We start from the raw sequence: 16939 nt of genomic DNA on the forward strand, positions 1-16939 counted from the left end.
CATTATTTGAATACGAGTGCTAGCGTGAACAGAATAATGAGTCCAGCAACGATAGAAATGGCCCAGATGAGCCCTTTTTTGTTGACTTCCTCTTTCTTTTGCTGGAGCGTCGGCGGTTTGCGTTTGGCAGCCATGACAACAATCATTCCCTTCTAAATTGTTCAAAGAGCTACATATTTATTGTAATAGCTTTCATTTTAAAATGCTATCACCTCCGGGAGACGAAATCGTTACGTTTGCAAGAAGGTTAAACTTTTCTTTTGAGCGAGAAAACGATAAACTAAAAAGCGAGGCATTGTATGGCATAAGTGATGAACGGAGTGAAGATAGACGTGTTGTATCGCAATATTGGCAAGCATTTATTCTTCCGATTGGATGCTGAGAAGGCTCACCATCTCATGATTGGAGGATTACATAAGGCAGCTAGAGTGCCGGGGTTCATACCTCTACTGCACGGAATGTACGGAGTTAAAGAGGTTCCGGAGCTGGCTGTCGATTTATTTGATATTCATTTTCCTACTCCGGTAGGGCTGGCAGCAGGGCTGGATAAAAATGCGGAAGCGGTAGAGGCGTTTTCGGCTGTCGGCTTCGGATTCATGGAGGTCGGTACGGTCACGCCGAAGGCCCAGCCGGGAAATGATCAGCCGAGGCTGTTTCGCCTTAAACCGCAGGAAGCGCTGATCAACCGCATGGGGTTCAACAACCAGGGCACCGCTTATATGGCCCGGCAGCTGGCGGCGCTGCGGAGCAGGCGGATTCCGGTCGCTGTCAATATCGGCAAGAACAAGGTCACTCCCAATGAAGAGGCCCATCTTGATTATGAGAAATGCATTGCGGAACTTTATCCGCATGCGGACTTCTTTGTCGTGAACATCAGTTCGCCGAATACGCCCGACCTGCGCAATTTGCAGCACGGCAGCGAGCTGGCGTCCCTGCTGGAGGCCGTGCAAAGCGAGATGGCGGAGCAGGCGGAGAAGCATGGCAAGAAGAAGCATGTTCTCGTGAAAATCGCCCCGGACGTCAGCATGACGGAGCTGGAATTCATGGTGCAGACGATCACGAATAGCGGCGTATCGGGAATTATAGCTACCAATACGACGATATCGCGTGAAGGCATTACGCATCAGCACGCGCAGGAGACCGGCGGTCTCAGCGGAAAGCCGCTGAAGGACAGATCAACGGAGGTTATTTCCCATGTCTATCGACTGACGGAAGGGAAGCTTCCGATCATCGGTTCCGGCGGAATTTTTAATGCTGAAGATGCCTATGAGAAAATTCGTGCCGGCGCCAGTCTGGTAGAAATATATACCGCTCTAATTTATGAAGGTCCCGAGCTGAATCGGGAAGTGCATCGCGGTTTGTTGGACCTGCTGCATCGCGACGGATTTAGCCACATTTCCGAAGCAGTAGGAGCAGATCATCGCTAACCGGGCCACAGAAGACAGGAGGCACAGTGGAATGGATAGTAGAGACTGGGGAGCATTTTTGCTGCCGTATGAGCAAACGGTGGAAGAGTTGAAGGTCAAGTTCAAAACGATGCGCTCCGAGCTCAAGAAGCTGGAGGAATATGCCCCGATTGAATTCGTTACCGGAAGAGTCAAGAAAATATCAAGCATTCTCGATAAAGCCAAGCGACTGAACGTGCCGATGGATCAGCTGGAGCAGGGGATCGAGGATATTGCCGGCATTCGAATCATGTGCCAGTTTGTTGAGGACATTCGCAGAGTAGCCGAGTATATCCGGGCCCGCAAGGATCTCAGAGTAATTTACGAGAAGGATTATATTACCAATTATAAGGAAAGCGGCTATCGCAGCTTCCATATGATTATCGAATATCCGGTTCAGACTGCCCTGGGACTCAAAAACGTGCTGGCCGAAATTCAGATTCGCACGCTAGCCATGAATTTCTGGGCCACGATCGAGCACTCCCTGAATTACAAATACCGGGAGAGCCTGCCCGATGAAATGCGCAGCAGGCTGAAGAAGGCCGCAGAGGCCGCTTTTGTCCTCGATAATGAGATGTCCAGCATTCGCGAGGAGATTCTGCTGGCACAAAAGAGCTTCGAGGACGAATCCAGCATCGTGAACCATTTGTTGACGGCGATTCATCAGCTCTATTTTTACCATATGGTATCAGAGGCCATCGAGGCTCAGCAGCGTTTCAACGAGCTGTGGGAGGCCCGGGATATGGAAGGGCTGAAGGAGATGCATACTGAAGTCACGCAAAAGATCAAAGCGGCCAAAAAAGCGTTGGAGTCCGGCGATGACAGCGTATGATCCTCTGTACGTAGCCTTCCTGATCTATTTTAATCGCGACCAGGATTACTTCGAATGCCATGAAGTCATGGAGGAGCTGTGGCTGAAGCAGGATAAGGACCCGTTATACAAGGGGCTGCTTCAGGTTGCGGTCGGTTTGTACCATTTTCGTAACGGGAATGTGACTGGCGGGAGGAAAATGATGGAGTCCGCTGCGCAGAGGCTCACCCCCTATCCGCCGGATTCCCTTGGCATCAATCTTGCCAAGCTGCTTGACGAGACCAGAGCATATGCTGCTCAGTTGGCGGAATATGAGCAATCCCCCTTTTCTTATTACGATTTGACCATCGAAATACAGGATGAGCACTTATCAGAGCTTGTGAAGCAGGCGTTATCGGCAGTAACCCCCAACATTCCGCAGCGCAGAGGGCCTCAGCGAGGCGCCAAGCATGACCTACGGATGCAGGGCAAGTCCAAATGAATAATAAAGCCCTTTCATGCGAAGTATGGTGGAAGGGCTTTTTGGTATGTGCGGAATGCGATTAATTCGGTTAAGGCTGGACGGGGATGGCGGATTGCTTTACAATCTGATGATACTGGTATGTTACAATAGATATATTCTTGGATAAGGATGGATGGTTCAATATATGGCAGTACATGTACCGATGGCTTTTCTGGAAAAGATGCAGCAGCTGCTGGGCAGCGATTACAGCGCTTATCTATCGTCTTATGACAATCCCCGTTACGCCGGTATCCGGGTTAATACGCTTAAAATAAGCGTTGAGTCGTTCTTGCGCCTCTCTCCGTTTGAACTGAAGCCCGTACCTTGGTGTCCCACCGGATTCTATGTTCAGGAAGGACAGAAGCCGGGAAAACACCCGTATTATCATGCGGGGCTGTATTATATCCAAGAGCCCAGCGCGATGGCGCCTGTGGAAATGCTTGATGTGTCACCTGGCCAGAGAGTGCTGGATTTATGTGCCGCGCCCGGAGGCAAAACGACGCAAATCGCGGCCAAGCTGCAAGGGGAAGGCGTACTTGTAGCCAACGACATTCACGCAGATCGGACGAAGGCACTGGCCAAAAACGTCGAACTGTACGGCGTCCGGAACGCCGTGGTGCTGAATGAGTCGCCGGAGCGTATCGCTGATGCCTTCCCGGCTTATTTCGATAAAATTCTGATCGATGCCCCCTGCTCTGGAGAAGGCATGTTCCGCAAGGACGAGGACATGGCGCGGCAGTGGGAGGTTCATTCAACCTCCAAGTGCACCGTAATGCAGAAGGACATCCTGAAATCCGCCGCGGCCATGCTGGCGTCGGGCGGCAGAATCGTGTATTCAACCTGTACATTTGCTCCTGAAGAGAATGAGGCAGTGATTGCCTGGTTCCTGGATCGGCACCCGGATTTTGAGCTTGTTCCGCTGCCGAAGGAACCCGGTTTCTCGCCAGGTCGTCCGGAGTGGCTGTACCGGTTGAATGCGGAAGGCGGTGATGCTGCCTTCTCCTCGGAATCCGCTAGCCTGACCGCACAGTGCGGCAGGCTGTGGCCGCACCAGGTTGAAGGCGAGGGGCATTTCCTGGCCGTGCTGCAGCACAAGGGCCCGGCAGTAAGCCGGGACAATGGGGCCGAGGGGCAGCTAGCGCGTGGCGGACAGATGTCCGTACGCGGCAGAGAGCCGCAACAGACAAGCCCCGGCAGCAAGCCGGGCAAAACGAACCGGAGGCCTGTGGGCCATTCTCATACGGGGAAGGCCTCCAAAGGGCGGGAGAGTGCTGGGAAAGTGCCCGGCGAACGGGAGCTTCTGGACTGCTGGAAGCAATTTGCAAGCGAGCATGTAACTGCGAAGCTCCCCGGGCAGCCGTTGTTGTTCGGCGGCCATGTCTACCAGTCCCCGCTGCCGAAGGAACGGCTTGCCGGACTGAAAACCGTTCGTCCCGGGTGGTATGCCGGCACCGTAAAGAATGGCCGGTTTGCCCCGGGGCATCCGCTTGCGACCGCCTTATCCGCAGGGGAAGCAAACCGGGTATTGAATTTATCCCAGGAGAACGGCGAAGCGGTCAGGTATCTTAAAGGGGAAACCCTGAATGTCCCGGCATCGAGAATCGAATGCCGGGGTATCCAGGGTTTCCCTAAAGGATACGTACTGGTTTGCGTTGACGGCGTATCGCTGGGCTGGGGGAAATGGATAGACGGGATGCTCAAGAACGAATATCCCGCAGGGTGGAGGTGGACATAGGAAACGTGGGCAAAGGCAAAAAAACGCAAAGGCTGGATAAAATACTCGGCCATCTTGGTTATGGATCGAGATCGGATATCAAAAAAATGGTGAAGCAGGGGAGAGTTATGCTGAATGGCACTGTTCCCAAGGATAGCGGGATTCAGGCCGATCCTTACGAGGATAGCATCTCCGTAGACGGAAAGGGCATTGATTACCGCGAGTTCATATATTTGATGCTGAACAAACCGCAAGACGTCATTTCCGCGACCGAGGATTACCGGGAGCGGACGGTGCTGGATTTGATTCCGGCGGAGCTGCGCGTGTTCTCTCCGTTTCCGGTGGGACGCCTGGATAAGGATACGGAAGGCTTTCTGCTGCTGACGAATGACGGGCAGCTGGCCCATGATCTGTTATCGCCGCGCAAGCATGTGCCCAAGACGTACGAGGCTCATGTGCTGGGCGAGATCGGGGAGCGGGAAATCGCGCTGTTCCGTGAAGGGGTTACTCTCGATGACGGCTACGTCACCTTGCCGGCTGAGCTGGAGGTGCTTGGGCACGAGCGCCTGGAAGAGGGCGTGATATCCCGTGTCCGGCTGACCATTTCCGAAGGCAAGTTCCATCAGGTAAAGCGGATGTTCATGGCCGCCGGATCAAAGGTTGTATATTTGAAGCGCATCAGCATGGGACCGCTCACGCTGGATGACTCCCTGGCGCTCGGTTCATACCGCGAGCTGACGGAGGCCGAGGTGGAGCTGCTTAAGACGTACAAGAAATAGTTATAGATAAACAAAGGAGACATGGAGATGAGATACAAACTGATCGCTTTGGACGTAGACGGTACATTGCTGAACGATGATCACGAGCTGACGCCAGGAACGGCGGAGACGATCAAGAAAATTGCGGATCAGGGCACGGAATTCGTGCTCTGCACCGGCCGTGCTCCGGGGAACTCTATACCGTTCATGAAGCAAATGGGTCTGAGTGGTTACGTCATTACGCATAACGGGGCGGCAACGGTCAACATTGAGACTTTGGAGATCGTCCATGAATTCGAAATCAGCCCGCTGCCCCTGGCTCCTTATTTGGACTATTGCCGGGATAACGGCGTTCACTTTGACGTGAACACGACATTCGCGCTCTATGTTCAGGGGGCGGCCAGCCTAAGCCAGGAGGCCCTGGATATGTACAAACAGTTCATGATGGTGCCTAAGGAGCTGCCGCGCTGGGCCGACCTGAGCGAGCCCATCGTGAAAGTGACTGTGTCCGGCCATAAGGACGAGTTGGATAAAGTGTACGCCGACTGGAGCAAATGGGATAACTCGGAATTTAATGTGCTGCGCAGCGGCGACTTCTTCATCGACATCACCCACAAGGATTCCTCCAAGGGCGCAGCCTTGCGGAAGCTGGCGGAGAAGCGGGGGATTCCTGCGGAGAACGTCATGGCCGTCGGCAATTACTACAACGACATATCGATGCTTACTTATGCCGGGCTCAGCATCGCGATGGACAACTCGCCGCTGGAGGTCAAGGCGGCCGCCCAAGCGGTTACTGCTTCGAACAACGAGGAAGGCGTGAAGCTGGCGCTTGAGAAATACTGCTTGGAAGAATCTGTGCGTTAATTTTATCAAAACAGCTGTCGGTTGACGCCGGTTACGAAAGAAGGGGCTGTCCCAAGTCATCAAAGATGACGGAGGGGCGCCCCTTTTTTCTTGCACGAAGTTGTCGCTCTCTAAATGCACACCAAACCACGGACGAAACCACGCACTAAACTAATCGCACACCAAGTCGGATCCAAGGACGCCATACACAAGCTGTGTCGTACACTAAATGGAATTCATGTATCTAATTATGCTCTAAACGAATGTTGCAGGAGAATAGATGGACTTCATGTACTTAAAATCAAGATTCCAGTCCATAATGGCTATCTCCCTTCTTTTAACGACATGAAATCCATTTAATTCTACCTTTCTTTCTTTGTTGAAAAATCTAACTACTATAAATCCATTTAAATTAGTTGACCTAATAAAGTGGGTGTAAGGTAAGTAGGTAAAGTGTTGCTGCGGGCGCTGTTGCTCCTGGATTTCTTGATGAAAGAGGTTCTAATGGGATGATATAGGTTCAGTCTGGACAAGGTGCATGCGGAGTTTGGGATAGCTGCATTAAAGTTGTTAATGTTGAAAAATTTGCTTAGAGTTGCATTAGAGATGCTTATTAAAGTTGAAAAAGTTGCTTAGAGTTGCCTAAAGTTGAAAAGGTTACTTAAAGTTGCATAAGAGTCGCTTAGGGTCGCTTTAGAGTTGCTTAAAGTACCATAGAGTCGCCTAGAGTTGCATTTCTGCCGGTCGTATTACAATGTTATTTCAGTCTTGTTATTTCAGTCTTATCACTTCAGTCGTATCACAGTGGTATTTCGGTGGTATTAGAATGGCATTAGCCCACAATTGCTAAGAATAGCAGGCAGTAGTAGGCACACGGTTTCTAATTTTTTTCATAAACAAATGTGTAAAAAAGCCGGACAGAAAGCATCGCGTTTTTCCATCCGGCTTATATTTGGGGGATTCCCTGGCTAGAAGGCCATTTTTACCATTCACTGATATATCGTCTGCCGGCTACACGGACAGCTGGCGCAGCCCTTTGGGCAGATGGTTCTTAAGCTGGCCGCCGCTTGCTTTGCCCCAGCCGAGGGGGAAGCCGCCGCCGCCGCCGCATTCCATCGTAACGAGACACCAGCCGCGGTAATCGGCGGGAACCGCCAAAGTATCTCCATGCAAATAAGCCGCCAGTTCAGGCGAGTCCGGCTTCAGCGTCCAGGTTAGAGCGGCATCCGCAGGGCGGATGGCCATAGCCAGCGCGTGGGCCGGCTGGAAGCGCCCTTTTTTATAGTCGCCCAGATGGAGGCCGGCACGGGGGATTTTCAGCCCGGCAAGGATGTCAGGGGTCAATTGCAGTTCTGTGCTGAACGGCAGCAAATACAATAATTCCCCAAATAAAATAGGGATTCCTTCTCCTGCGCGATCCCCAAGCCATCCTCCGAAGCCGGGAAGCTCGCTTTCCGCCCAGTCGGTGAAAGCCTCATAGGCGGCTGCTGTATTTTTTTCGCTGTTCTTCCCATTGCTGCGTTTTTTACCGTGCGGTTTGCTCTTGGGACGGGCTTTATCTGGTTCAGCGCGGAATGCTGGAGAGGAAGCCGCTAGCGCTCCCATCTTCTCGTCCCCCCCGCTCTTGCGCTGCAGCAAGGCGACGTAATGCCCTTCACCTTTGTGCCGATGCGGCCAAATCCGTTTCTCTGCCACCAGCGTCATATCGGGATAATGCGCCAGCAGCCGGGCGATGGTCTCCTCGTTCTCCTCCCGGTTGAAGGTGCAGGTCGAGTAGGCAAGCTGGCCTCCCGGCTTCAGCATCGCAACGGCATCCTGCAGAATGTCCCATTGCCTTGCCGCGCAAAACTCCACCGATTGCTCCGACCATTCGGCTATCGCATCCGGGTCCTTGCGGAACATGCCTTCGCCGGAGCACGGCGCATCGAGCATGATCCGGTCAAAGGCGAGCGGGAATCGTGAGGACAGCTCGCCCGGAGCAGCCTGCGTAACGACCGCGTTGCGCACGCCGAAGCGCTCGACGTTCTCCGCTAGTATTTTTGCGCGCTGGGGGTGGATCTCGTTGCTGATCAGCAGGCCTTTGCCGTTCATTTTCATCGCGATCTGCGTCGTTTTGCCTCCCGGCGCGGCGGCCAGATCCAGCACGGCCTCTCCGGGCTGAGGGTCCAGCAGCTCAACGGCAGACATGGCGGACGGTTCTTGAATATAATATAATCCCGCGGCATGGTAAGCATGTTTGCCCGGGCGTTTGTCTTCATCGTAATAAAAGCCTTCCTCGCACCAAGGGATGCCCTCCAGTCCGAAGCGCTGTATGATGTCGCGTTGTGCTGGTGATCCGGGCTTGATTTTCAGCGTGTTGATTCGCAGTCCGTACGTTCGCGGCATCGCATAGCTGTTAAGGAACGTTTGCCCTTCCTTCTCTCCGAGCATCGCAATCATGCGTTCACAGAAGGAATCCGGCAATGCTGTCATGGACATATGCTTCTGAAAACTCCTTTTTTCATAGTATAAAAATGTACATCGGAAATTTTACCATAACCGGATTTAATCTCAAAAGGGGAATGGATGTTCCTTCTTCGTTGTGTCATAATTGAAGAGGATTGATTTGTCTTTAGATACCGGAAACCTCAGATAAGTACGTCTATGGACGTTATTCTTATGCGTTATGATGAGGAACAAATACAGAGAATACAGCATGTAAAGGAGAACGAGTATGAAATTGCTGCAGGCTTTATTTTTCCCCCCAGAGCAGCCTGGGGGCGTATCTTCGATGATTCCCTACCTGCAAGACAAGTTCGAGCCTCCCGAGTGGGAAATGGAGTTGTTCTCCCTGCCGAAGCGGATCCGGGGCAAGGGCACGGATGAAATTAAGTTCCATACTTTTGACTGGCGCCAGTACGAGCACAGCGCAATCGTCCAGAAATATATGCAAACCTATCGCGATTATCTATGGTGGACCAAGCTGCGGCTGCAGCAGTCCTACGATTTGATTCATGCGCATCATCCGATCGCCGGGCTAGCCATGAAGGAGGTCTACCCGGACACGCCCGTCATCCAGAGCATTCACTCCAGTTACGAGCGGGAGCTGATTCTTAACAGAAAAATTAAAGAGGGCGGGCCGGAGCACCGCTTCCTCTGTTCTTTGTACAAGGAGATGGAGTACCGTGCTGACCGGATGTTTACGGTATCTGAATCTTTTCGCGGATATTTGTCACCCCATGTTGACCATCCCGAGCAAATCGGGGTCATTCGCAACGGCTTCGATAATAAGAGATTCAAGCCTATCCCGCACCATAACGATGTCGTCCAATTGGTGACGGTCTGCCGGCTGGTGCCTGCGAAAGGGCTGGATGTGCTGCTGCGGGCCTGTGCTGAACTGAAAAGGCGGGGAATCAGCTATGTGCTGCATATTATCGGCGACGGTCCGATCCGCGAGGAACTGGAGCAGCTGGCTATGGAGCTGGGGATTTACGATGAAACGATTTTTTACGGCTACACCCTCCATCCCGAAGAATTCATGCCGTTTTTCGACATTTTTGTGCTGCCGTCGCGGGCAGAGGCGTTTGGTTCGGTGTTTGCTGAGGCCGCCTTGTGCAATTTGGCGCTGGTGGGCACGAAGATCGGCGGAATTGCCGAGCAAATCGAGGACGGTGTGAACGGCCTGCTCGTCCAGCCCGAGGATCATTTGGCTCTGGCCGGGGCTTTGGAGAAGCTGATTGCCGACGAGGAATATCGTTCCCGGCTCGCCGGATCCGGGCTGGATAAAGCGAAGAACTGCTATTCGCTGGACAGGGTTGTGCATGAGCTGAAAAATATTTATTTGCAATTCAAGCAATCAAGCGAGTGAGGGCGTATGATTCCATTTCGATTTATTCATGCGGCGGATCTGCATCTGGATAGCCCCTTTGCCGGCATGACCGGCATCCCGGACGTACTGCGCCGCCATTTGCAAGAGTCCACGTTTGCCGCATTAGATCATTTGGTCGAGCTGGCGATAACGGAGCAGGCGGATTTCCTCGTCGTGAGCGGGGATGTATACGACGCTTCCGATTCTTCGCTGCGGGCGCAGCTCCGGCTGCGGGAAGCCTGGGACCGGCTTGGACATCATGGCATCCCGGTCTATGTGATTCACGGCAACCATGACCCGCTGAATGCGGGCAGGCTCCGTCTGGCGCATCCCAAGCATGTTACGGTGTTTGGGCCTGTGGTGGAGAGCGTCACAGCGAGGCGGCGCAGCGACGGCCAGCCTGTAGCGGTCGTCAGCGGCATATCGTATCCGATCGCTGCGGTGACGGAGAATACGGCATTGCAATTTCGCAGAGACCCTGCGTCCGACCTGTTTCATATCGGGCTGCTTCATGCCAATGTGGACGGGCAGGAGGGTCATGATGCCTATTCTCCTTGCTCGCTTCGGGATTTGCAGCAAAGCGGATACGATTATTGGGCGCTGGGCCACATTCATAAGCGTCAGATTCTGCACGAATCCCCTTGGATTGTCTACCCGGGCAATCTGCAGGGACGCAGTATGAAGGAGACTGGCCCGAAGGGCTGTTACCTCGTGAACGTCGATGAGCATGGAGGAGCCAAGCTCTCGTTCCGGGCGCTCGATTATGTCCGCTGGCTGGAGGCGGAGCTATCTATCGACGGCTTAAGCAGCGAGGAGCAATTGCGGGATCTGGCCGAAGAGCTGCTGGAGGAGCTGAGGGAGCAATCCGAGGGGAAGCTTCAGGTCGTACGCCTCGTATTAACCGGCAGGGGGCCACTGCATGGCATGCTGCAATCGGGAACCGAGGGCGAGGAGCTGCTCCAGGAATTGCGGCGCAGGGAAAGCCAGCGGCTTCAGGGCGATGGAATTGGCCTTGACCTTGACCCGGCGGTTTCCATCGTTTGGCCGACAGGCTTGAAGATAAAGACGGGGGCAGATGCAGACCTCGCGGCGCTGAAGCAGGAGGACAGCTTTCTCGGCGAACTGCTGCGCATGGCGGATCTGGCTGAGCAGGAGGAAGAGCTGCTGGAGCAGATCGTCGGCTCCGCTCTTGCTTCGGTCGCTGAGGATCGCAGGCTTCGCCGGCTCGTACGAGAGCTCGGGGCTGAAGAAAAGGCTGCTCTCGTTCGTCAAGCGGCGGAGATGGCAGTGACCCTGCTGACCGAACAAGAGGCGAAGGGAGGTGCCCAGCGATGAGGCTGGACAAGCTGCAGGTAAGCGGGTTTGGACATTTGAGCGGCCTGGAGCTGGATTTGCAAGGGCCGGTTACCGTCCTGTACGGACCAAATGAGGCCGGCAAGAGCACATTGCTGGGCTTCGTGCGAGCCATGCTGTTTGGCATACCCTCGCGGACGTATGGGCCCATGCGGTATGAGCCGACCCGGGGCGGCGCCCATGGCGGTCAACTGATCCTGTCTGGCGAGGAAGGCGACCGCTGGGTCATCGAGCGTTACGCGCAGCAAGGCGACGGCAGGACGGCGGGCTCGCGGGGCGAGCGGCTGCGGATTACGCGGACTGATTCCGGGGGCAGGCTGTTTGAAGCAGCTCAGGAGGAGATGCAGCGCGAACTGCTGGGAGGCCTCTCCAGCGATATGTTCAAGCAGCTGTTTGCCATCTCGCTGACCGAGCTGCAGGAGGTGGCCGCGCTTCAGTCGGAAGAGCTGAGCCGCTTCCTGTTCCACGCCGGTATCGGCGGCGGGGCCGCTGTGCTGCGCGGAGAGAAGAGGCTTGGCCAGGAGATGGACAAGCTCTACAGGCCCCGCGGGCGCACGCAGGAGCTGGCTCAGCTGCTGCAGGGCTATGAGCGGCTTGCGCAGGAGGCCGAGGCTGCAAGAAAGCTGCTGCCGCGCTACAATGAGGCGCTCGCCGAGCTGGAGCGGGTCGTGAGCGAGCTGGCCGTCTGCGAGGAGGAGCGCGACATTTGCAGCCGGGAGCTGGCGAAGCTGAGCAAAGCGTCACTGATCCGTGAGGACTGGCTCGCCCGCGAGAGGCTAAGGGCTGAACTGCAGGCACTGCCCGAATACGAGGGGTTTCCCGAGGAAGGCTTCTCGCGCTGGAATGCCCTGCAGGAGGAGAAGGAGCGGCTGCTGCTCGATCAGGCCGAGATGAGGCGCAAGATGGAGGCAATGACGGCGGAAATCAGCATGCTTGCTCCGAACCTGACACTGCTGGCCAAGGCGGAGGCCGTACGGGCTCTGCATGGGCAATTGACAGGATATGAGGCGCGCAAGACTGAAATCGCAGAGCTGCAGGCGGAGATCCGCATGCTGCGCCAGCGTCTTGAAGGCGAATGTCTTCGCAGCATCGATGCGCATTGGACGGAGGCGGAGCTTGCTTCGTTCGCCGGGACGGTTGGCGAGCGGGAAACCGTCCGTCAATTCGGCGCGCGCTTTGCCGCTTACGAGAAAGAGATGGAGCTCATGTACAGCGAGCAGCATAAGCTGGCGAAGGAGGCTGCGGCAGCGAAGGAGGCCTATTCGGCGGCGATGTCCCGCCTGGAGGAGAGCGCGGAAGCCGGCCGGAGGGAGTTCGCCATGCTCGTGCCGAAGCGCCCCGCCGAAATTCGCCAGGCCTGGAGCGAGTTAAGCCGGGAACTGGAGCGCTGGCATGAAGATGCTTCATCCCGGCTGCGGGAGACGCGGGCCAAGGAAGCCGAGGTTTTGGCCGGGCAGCGGATTCAGGGACTGTACCGCAAGCTGCTGATAGGCAGTGCTGCCTTAACGGTAATTGTGCCCGGGGTGATCTGGCTGTCCTCCCGCTCGGTTTGGGGGCTGATTGCGGCTTTTGCGCTTTTTGCCGGGCTCGATATGAACTTATGGCTTGGTATGGTCCGGAGAACTCACTCGAATCGCCGCGGCGGAACCCGCCGCTATCCTGGAGAGGATGACTCTTCCCGGGCTGAAGCCAGGCTCCGCACCCTGCTGGACAGGCTTGTCTCCGATCCGCTGACAGCGGCTGGGCGCACGGATGGAGCCGCCGCGCCGCTGCATCCCGAGGAGTGGGATCGGCGGGAGCGGGAGCTGCGCCAGCTGATGGAACGCTGGCAGCTATGGGAACAGCGCCATGCCGCGCTCGGGGAGGAAATCGCCCTGCTCCGCCAGCGGGCAGCCGCTGCGCTGGAGCGCTGCGAGCATGCAGAGCGGGAGCTGGCCAAGCGGGAAGCCGAATTCGGGGAGCTGGCCCGGGAATGGGAGCTGTGGCTGCGCGAGCGCAAGCTTTCAGCCGAGCTGTCCCCCGAGGCCGCGCTTGACGTGTTCCGCCTTGCTCAGCAAGGCAGGGAGTGGCAGAACCGGCTTGAGCAATTGGCGGTAAGATCGGCCATGTTATCGGCAGCCAATGAGGCCTATGAACATGAAGTGAAGGTGATCGGCAGCGATTTGGACGGCGAGACGGCGGCGCAGGCAGGACTAAGTGTTGCCGACAATGAACCAGGGGCTTCTCTTAACAGTCATGCGCCTGAACCAGAAGCGGGAGCCCGGGCGGAGCTCGCGGATTTGCCTAAGGCTTCGTTAGGGCGAGTCGTCATCGAAGCGATTTCTCAGCTCTCTGTCACGGAGAAAATTTACGCCCAGCGCGAGCTGCTTGCCTCCAAGCTCGAGACGTTCAGCGAAGAGCTGGAGCGGCTGAATGACCGCCTGGGCCGGATCGAAATTCGAGAGCAGGCGCTGCTGAAGGAAGGAAACGCCGCGAACGGGGAGGACTTTCTGCGCCGCAGCGCGGAGGCTAGCCGCCGCGCCGAGCTGGAGAGGGAAATCCGGCAGCTGGAAACGGTCATGTTCTCCGGGCTTGCCGCCGATCAGCAGAGCCGGCTTGAAGCGCTGCTTGGCAGCTGTTCCAAGGAAGAACTGCAGGAACGGCTGCTGGCAGCGGAAGAGGCCGCTACAGCGAAGGAGAGAACCTGGAGGGAGCTGCAGGAGCGCAGGGGACGGCTCCTGCAGGAGCAGGAAGCGTTAGAGCGGAGAGGCAGGCAGGAGGAGGTCAGCCAGAAGCTTGCGGATCAGCAAGCGGCACTTCGCGATGCGCTGGATCAGTATGCGGTGAGGGCTGTATGCCAGGAGCTGATTTCCAGGGCCCGGCGCGTATATGAAGAAGAGCGTCAGCCTGAGGTGCTGCGGCTGGCTTCGGCTTACTTGCGGAAGATGACGAACGGGCGGTATGAGCGAATTGTTCTCAAGATGGGTAGTCAGGAGCTGCAGGCGGAGCATCGCGATCATGGAGCGATTGGCAGCGCAGCGCTAAGCCGGGGGACGGCGGAGCAGCTGTATTTGTCCATGCGCCTGGCGCTTGCCGAAGCGGTCTCCCATCAGCGCAGCATTCCGATTCTGCTGGATGATCTTTTCGTTAATTTCGATGCGGAGCGCCTGCAAGGAGCCATTGTGGTACTTAAGGAGATTGCTTCCAAACGCCAGATGATTATGATGACCTGCCACGCTCACGTCGTTCAAGGCATTCAGGCGCAAATCCCGGAAGCGCAAATCGTGAATTTGGGTTAATTCGGCTTTCGTTTGTAGACGGCAAGCGCGTAGATCCAGAGCAGGGAGAAGAAGCCGAAGGCCGGGTAAAGAACCGATACAAGCGAGCTGAATCCGAATTGGCTCGTTACATAGCAAATCATAAGCACGGCGATGAAAATGAGGTAGGGGCGAACTTGAAAATGCTGCCTGAGCTGAAGGGTTACGCCGTACACGTCGGCCACGAAGGTGCTGAATATTTCCATGAAAATCAACAGGATATAGATGAGCTGGACGGCGCTGCCCAATTGCGCGGCAATGCTGCCCATCGGGACCTCGTACTGGTTGATTCCCGGCATGTGGGCCGATAACGCAAAATGGGCCGCCATCAGCATGAAGCCGATACCCACGCCGCCTAGGATTCCGCCCCATATAATCGTGCGGCGGTCCGAGGTGTGTCCTCCGATAGGAACGAGCACGGCTTGAGCCATAGAGAGGTTGAAGGCGGTATATAACAAGGGAGAGGCCCAGGCCATGAACCAGCCTTTATCGGTAGTCAGGGTGACGAAGCGCATGGCGGTTGGCGAGCTTGCCGTCGAGGCGATAATGGCCATGGAGAGGATCAGCATCATGGGTACGACGATCGTGTTGAGCTGCATGACGCCTTCGATCCCTTTTCTGAGCAGGATAAAGGTTCCAATCAGGGTAAACCAGAGGCCGATTTGGTAGTTCAGTCCAAGGTACTCCACGAACACGGATCCCGCTCCGGCCAGCATAACGCTGTTGACACCGATCAGAACGATCATGGTAAAAAAACTAAGCCACCGGCCGAAGCCGTCCCCGAACAGGTGGCGGTTTAAATCTTCATAGGAAGCGGCTTTGATGGATTGGGCCAGCAGCATCATTTTTGCGCCTAGCCATATGAATAATGATGTCGCCAGCAGGATCGTCAGCACTCCCCATTTGCCATATTGGGTGAAGAACTGCAATATTTCACGGCCGGTGGCGAAACCGGCGCCCACGACGGTACCGACATAAGTGAAGGCGATTTTAAGTGCATTCAAGGCATTTTTCATAGTTTTCCCCCTGGGTGATGTGCTATATATAGTACAAGGTATGTTGCAGGGGAATGGGACATGACTATTCTTGTCCGGCGGCTCCAGCAAATCCGTGCTTGAAGCGAAGAATTGAATGTGTTAATTTGTTACAAACAAGATGACCCGGGAGGAAATAGTATGGAGAAACTAAAACAACGGATTGCCGAGGAAGGCGTTATTGTCTCGGAGCAGGTACTTAAGCTGGACGCTCTGCTCAATCACCAGGTCGATCCCGAGCTGACGATGGAAATGGGCAAGGAATTCGCCAGACGTTTCAAGGAGGATAACGTCACCCGCGTAGTCACGGTGGAATCCTCCGGGATCGCCGTGGCATTCGCTACCGCCTATGAGCTTGGGGTTCCTCTGGTGTTCGCGCGTCGGAAGAAGACGCTGCTCGCCGAGAACAATATGCTCTGTGAACGGGTTCCTTCGTTTACGAAAGGAATTGTGACGGACATTCTGATCTCGCGTGATTTCATTTCGGAAAATGATCGAATTCTGTTCATTGATGACATCATTGCAAACGGCGATGCCGCACGGGGGCTGATCAAAATTGTACAGCGGGCCGGCGCCGAGCTGGTTGGGGCGGGGATCGTTGTCGAGAAGACGTTCCAGGCCGGCGGCAAAGCGATTCGCGAGCAGGGTATCCGGCTGGAATCGCTCGTGCAAATCGGCTCGCTTGCGGGCGGAAAAATCACTTTTGCCGAATAAAAATTGTACCAATTTTGCAACACTCCTTTGCAGGTCTTCTTTTTTTCGATATAATGGGAGCACTAGGGAGAGGAGGCAAAAACGATGGGGGATCAAAATCAATCTGTTGTAGACGCGAATTTCTTTATTTCCAAATTGTCTGATGCCAAGGTTATTTTTGAACGTGCCCTGGATTGCAAACATACGGAATTTGACGACCTTTATCCCTATATGCTTGAGCATCCCCAGTTCTTCTGGTACAAACGCTATGTAGCCTGGTCCCAGCTTCTGACGATCGCGGGTCTGTGCAAGGAGCTGTCCATACCTTGGAAGGATCAGTTCAGCCCGCAGCAGGTGGCTTATCTGGAGCAGCGGGTAATGTCGGCGAAGGTACTTGATTTCTGGTTTGAGAAGAACGACAGCCGGGAGCATGCGCAGCGTTAAATCAGGGATAATTTGCTGGTTTTGTTCGTAGCTTGGTCATAAGGTGAACGATATAATGAGACTCCGCCATGCGGCGGGGTCTTTTTCTGCGCTGTAAGAGATGTACGATCTTGCTGTGCGGGCAGAAATCTGTATTTAGACCGTGACTTCTTATAGGACTTGTAAGGTTGTGGTAAGATTAAGAAGAAGGAGGTGATTG

At 55.0% G+C, this 16939-nt stretch carries 14 protein-coding genes; 11 read left to right on the forward strand and 3 right to left on the reverse strand.

Annotated features, from left to right (window positions below; genetic code table 11):
- Positions 1-2 precede the first annotated feature (2 nt).
- On the reverse strand, positions 3-134 hold the full coding sequence (locus QNH46_RS09660; protein WP_269058915.1) for a hypothetical protein: 132 nt from the start codon (positions 132-134) through the stop codon (positions 3-5).
- A gap of 198 nt (positions 135-332) precedes the next feature.
- Between QNH46_RS09660 and QNH46_RS09665 the strand changes: the two genes are divergently transcribed.
- From QNH46_RS09665 to QNH46_RS09690, 6 genes are all read left to right on the forward strand, one after another.
- Entirely contained in the window at positions 333-1427 is a 1095-nt protein-coding gene (locus QNH46_RS09665) for a quinone-dependent dihydroorotate dehydrogenase (protein WP_283928397.1), read from the forward strand.
- 31 nt (positions 1428-1458) lie between these two features.
- A complete protein-coding gene (gene yjbM / locus QNH46_RS09670; protein ID WP_283927901.1) occupies positions 1459-2277 on the forward strand; it encodes a GTP diphosphokinase in 819 nt (272 codons plus the stop codon).
- Positions 2264-2737, forward strand: coding sequence for a DUF309 domain-containing protein (locus tag QNH46_RS09675; RefSeq protein WP_283927902.1), 474 nt, complete (start codon positions 2264-2266; stop codon positions 2735-2737). The genes yjbM and QNH46_RS09675 overlap by 14 nt, the downstream gene beginning before the upstream one ends.
- 166 nt (positions 2738-2903) lie before the next feature.
- Positions 2904-4493: an RsmB/NOP family class I SAM-dependent RNA methyltransferase gene (locus QNH46_RS09680; protein ID WP_283927903.1), complete on the forward strand. Its 1590-nt coding sequence runs from the start codon at positions 2904-2906 to the stop codon at positions 4491-4493.
- Between the two features lie 5 nt (positions 4494-4498).
- A complete protein-coding gene (locus tag QNH46_RS09685; RefSeq protein ID WP_283927904.1) occupies positions 4499-5251 on the forward strand; it encodes a pseudouridine synthase in 753 nt (250 codons plus the stop codon).
- Positions 5252-5278: 27 nt separating this feature from the next.
- A complete protein-coding gene (locus QNH46_RS09690; protein WP_283927905.1) occupies positions 5279-6094 on the forward strand; it encodes a Cof-type HAD-IIB family hydrolase in 816 nt (271 codons plus the stop codon).
- A 990-nt stretch (positions 6095-7084) separates the two neighbouring features.
- On the opposite strand, the gene QNH46_RS09695 is transcribed toward QNH46_RS09690, so the two are convergent.
- Positions 7085-8551 carry an RsmB/NOP family class I SAM-dependent RNA methyltransferase gene (locus QNH46_RS09695; RefSeq protein ID WP_283927906.1) on the reverse strand — a complete coding sequence of 489 codons (1467 nt, stop codon included), beginning with the start codon at positions 8549-8551 and terminating at the stop codon, positions 7085-7087.
- A 235-nt stretch (positions 8552-8786) separates the two neighbouring features.
- Here QNH46_RS09695 and QNH46_RS09700 point away from each other — a divergent pair, with 235 nt between their 5' ends.
- From QNH46_RS09700 to QNH46_RS09710, 3 genes are read left to right on the forward strand one after another with little or no spacing between them, the layout of a single operon-like run.
- Positions 8787-9920: a glycosyltransferase family 4 protein gene (locus QNH46_RS09700; protein WP_283927907.1), complete on the forward strand. Its 1134-nt coding sequence runs from the start codon at positions 8787-8789 to the stop codon at positions 9918-9920.
- Positions 9921-9926: 6 nt separating this feature from the next.
- Positions 9927-11255 carry a metallophosphoesterase family protein gene (locus tag QNH46_RS09705; protein WP_283927908.1) on the forward strand — a complete coding sequence of 443 codons (1329 nt, stop codon included), beginning with the start codon at positions 9927-9929 and terminating at the stop codon, positions 11253-11255.
- Positions 11252-14551: an AAA family ATPase gene (locus tag QNH46_RS09710; protein ID WP_283927909.1), complete on the forward strand. Its 3300-nt coding sequence runs from the start codon at positions 11252-11254 to the stop codon at positions 14549-14551. Before QNH46_RS09705 ends, QNH46_RS09710 begins: the two co-directional genes overlap by 4 nt.
- On the opposite strand, the gene QNH46_RS09715 is transcribed toward QNH46_RS09710, so the two are convergent.
- A complete protein-coding gene (locus tag QNH46_RS09715) occupies positions 14548-15585 on the reverse strand; it encodes a YkvI family membrane protein (protein WP_283927910.1) in 1038 nt (345 codons plus the stop codon). The genes QNH46_RS09710 and QNH46_RS09715 overlap by 4 nt on opposite strands.
- A 159-nt stretch (positions 15586-15744) precedes the next feature.
- Here QNH46_RS09715 and QNH46_RS09720 point away from each other — a divergent pair, with 159 nt between their 5' ends.
- Positions 15745-16317, forward strand: coding sequence for a xanthine phosphoribosyltransferase (locus QNH46_RS09720; protein ID WP_283927911.1), 573 nt, complete (start codon positions 15745-15747; stop codon positions 16315-16317).
- 84 nt (positions 16318-16401) lie between these two features.
- Complete coding sequence (locus QNH46_RS09725; protein ID WP_283927912.1) at positions 16402-16740, forward strand: hypothetical protein; 339 nt, start codon at positions 16402-16404, stop codon at positions 16738-16740.
- Positions 16741-16939: the final 199 nt, after the last annotated feature.

Origin of the sequence: Paenibacillus woosongensis, assembly GCF_030122845.1 — a bacterium.
GTDB classification, from domain to species: Bacteria; Bacillota; Bacilli; order Paenibacillales; family Paenibacillaceae; genus Fontibacillus; species Fontibacillus woosongensis_A.

Bases quoted from the DNA above. Each gene is read 5' to 3' on its own strand.
- QNH46_RS09675 (WP_283927902.1), top strand. From the start codon at position 2,264: ATGACAGCGTATGATCCTCTGTACGTAGCCTTCCTGATCTATTTTAAT.
- QNH46_RS09660 (WP_269058915.1), bottom strand. From the start codon at position 134: ATGGCTGCCAAACGCAAACCGCCGACGCTCCAGCAAAAGAAAGAGGAA.
- QNH46_RS09680 (WP_283927903.1), top strand. From the start codon at position 2,904: ATGGCAGTACATGTACCGATGGCTTTTCTGGAAAAGATGCAGCAGCTG.
- QNH46_RS09720 (WP_283927911.1), top strand. From the start codon at position 15,745: ATGGAGAAACTAAAACAACGGATTGCCGAGGAAGGCGTTATTGTCTCG.
- QNH46_RS09705 (WP_283927908.1), top strand. From the start codon at position 9,927: ATGATTCCATTTCGATTTATTCATGCGGCGGATCTGCATCTGGATAGC.
- QNH46_RS09725 (WP_283927912.1), top strand. From the start codon at position 16,402: ATGGGGGATCAAAATCAATCTGTTGTAGACGCGAATTTCTTTATTTCC.
- QNH46_RS09700 (WP_283927907.1), top strand. From the start codon at position 8,787: ATGAAATTGCTGCAGGCTTTATTTTTCCCCCCAGAGCAGCCTGGGGGC.
- QNH46_RS09690 (WP_283927905.1), top strand. From the start codon at position 5,279: ATGAGATACAAACTGATCGCTTTGGACGTAGACGGTACATTGCTGAAC.
- QNH46_RS09695 (WP_283927906.1), bottom strand. From the start codon at position 8,551: ATGTCCATGACAGCATTGCCGGATTCCTTCTGTGAACGCATGATTGCG.
- yjbM (WP_283927901.1), top strand. From the start codon at position 1,459: ATGGATAGTAGAGACTGGGGAGCATTTTTGCTGCCGTATGAGCAAACG.
- QNH46_RS09715 (WP_283927910.1), bottom strand. From the start codon at position 15,585: ATGAAAAATGCCTTGAATGCACTTAAAATCGCCTTCACTTATGTCGGT.
- QNH46_RS09710 (WP_283927909.1), top strand. From the start codon at position 11,252: ATGAGGCTGGACAAGCTGCAGGTAAGCGGGTTTGGACATTTGAGCGGC.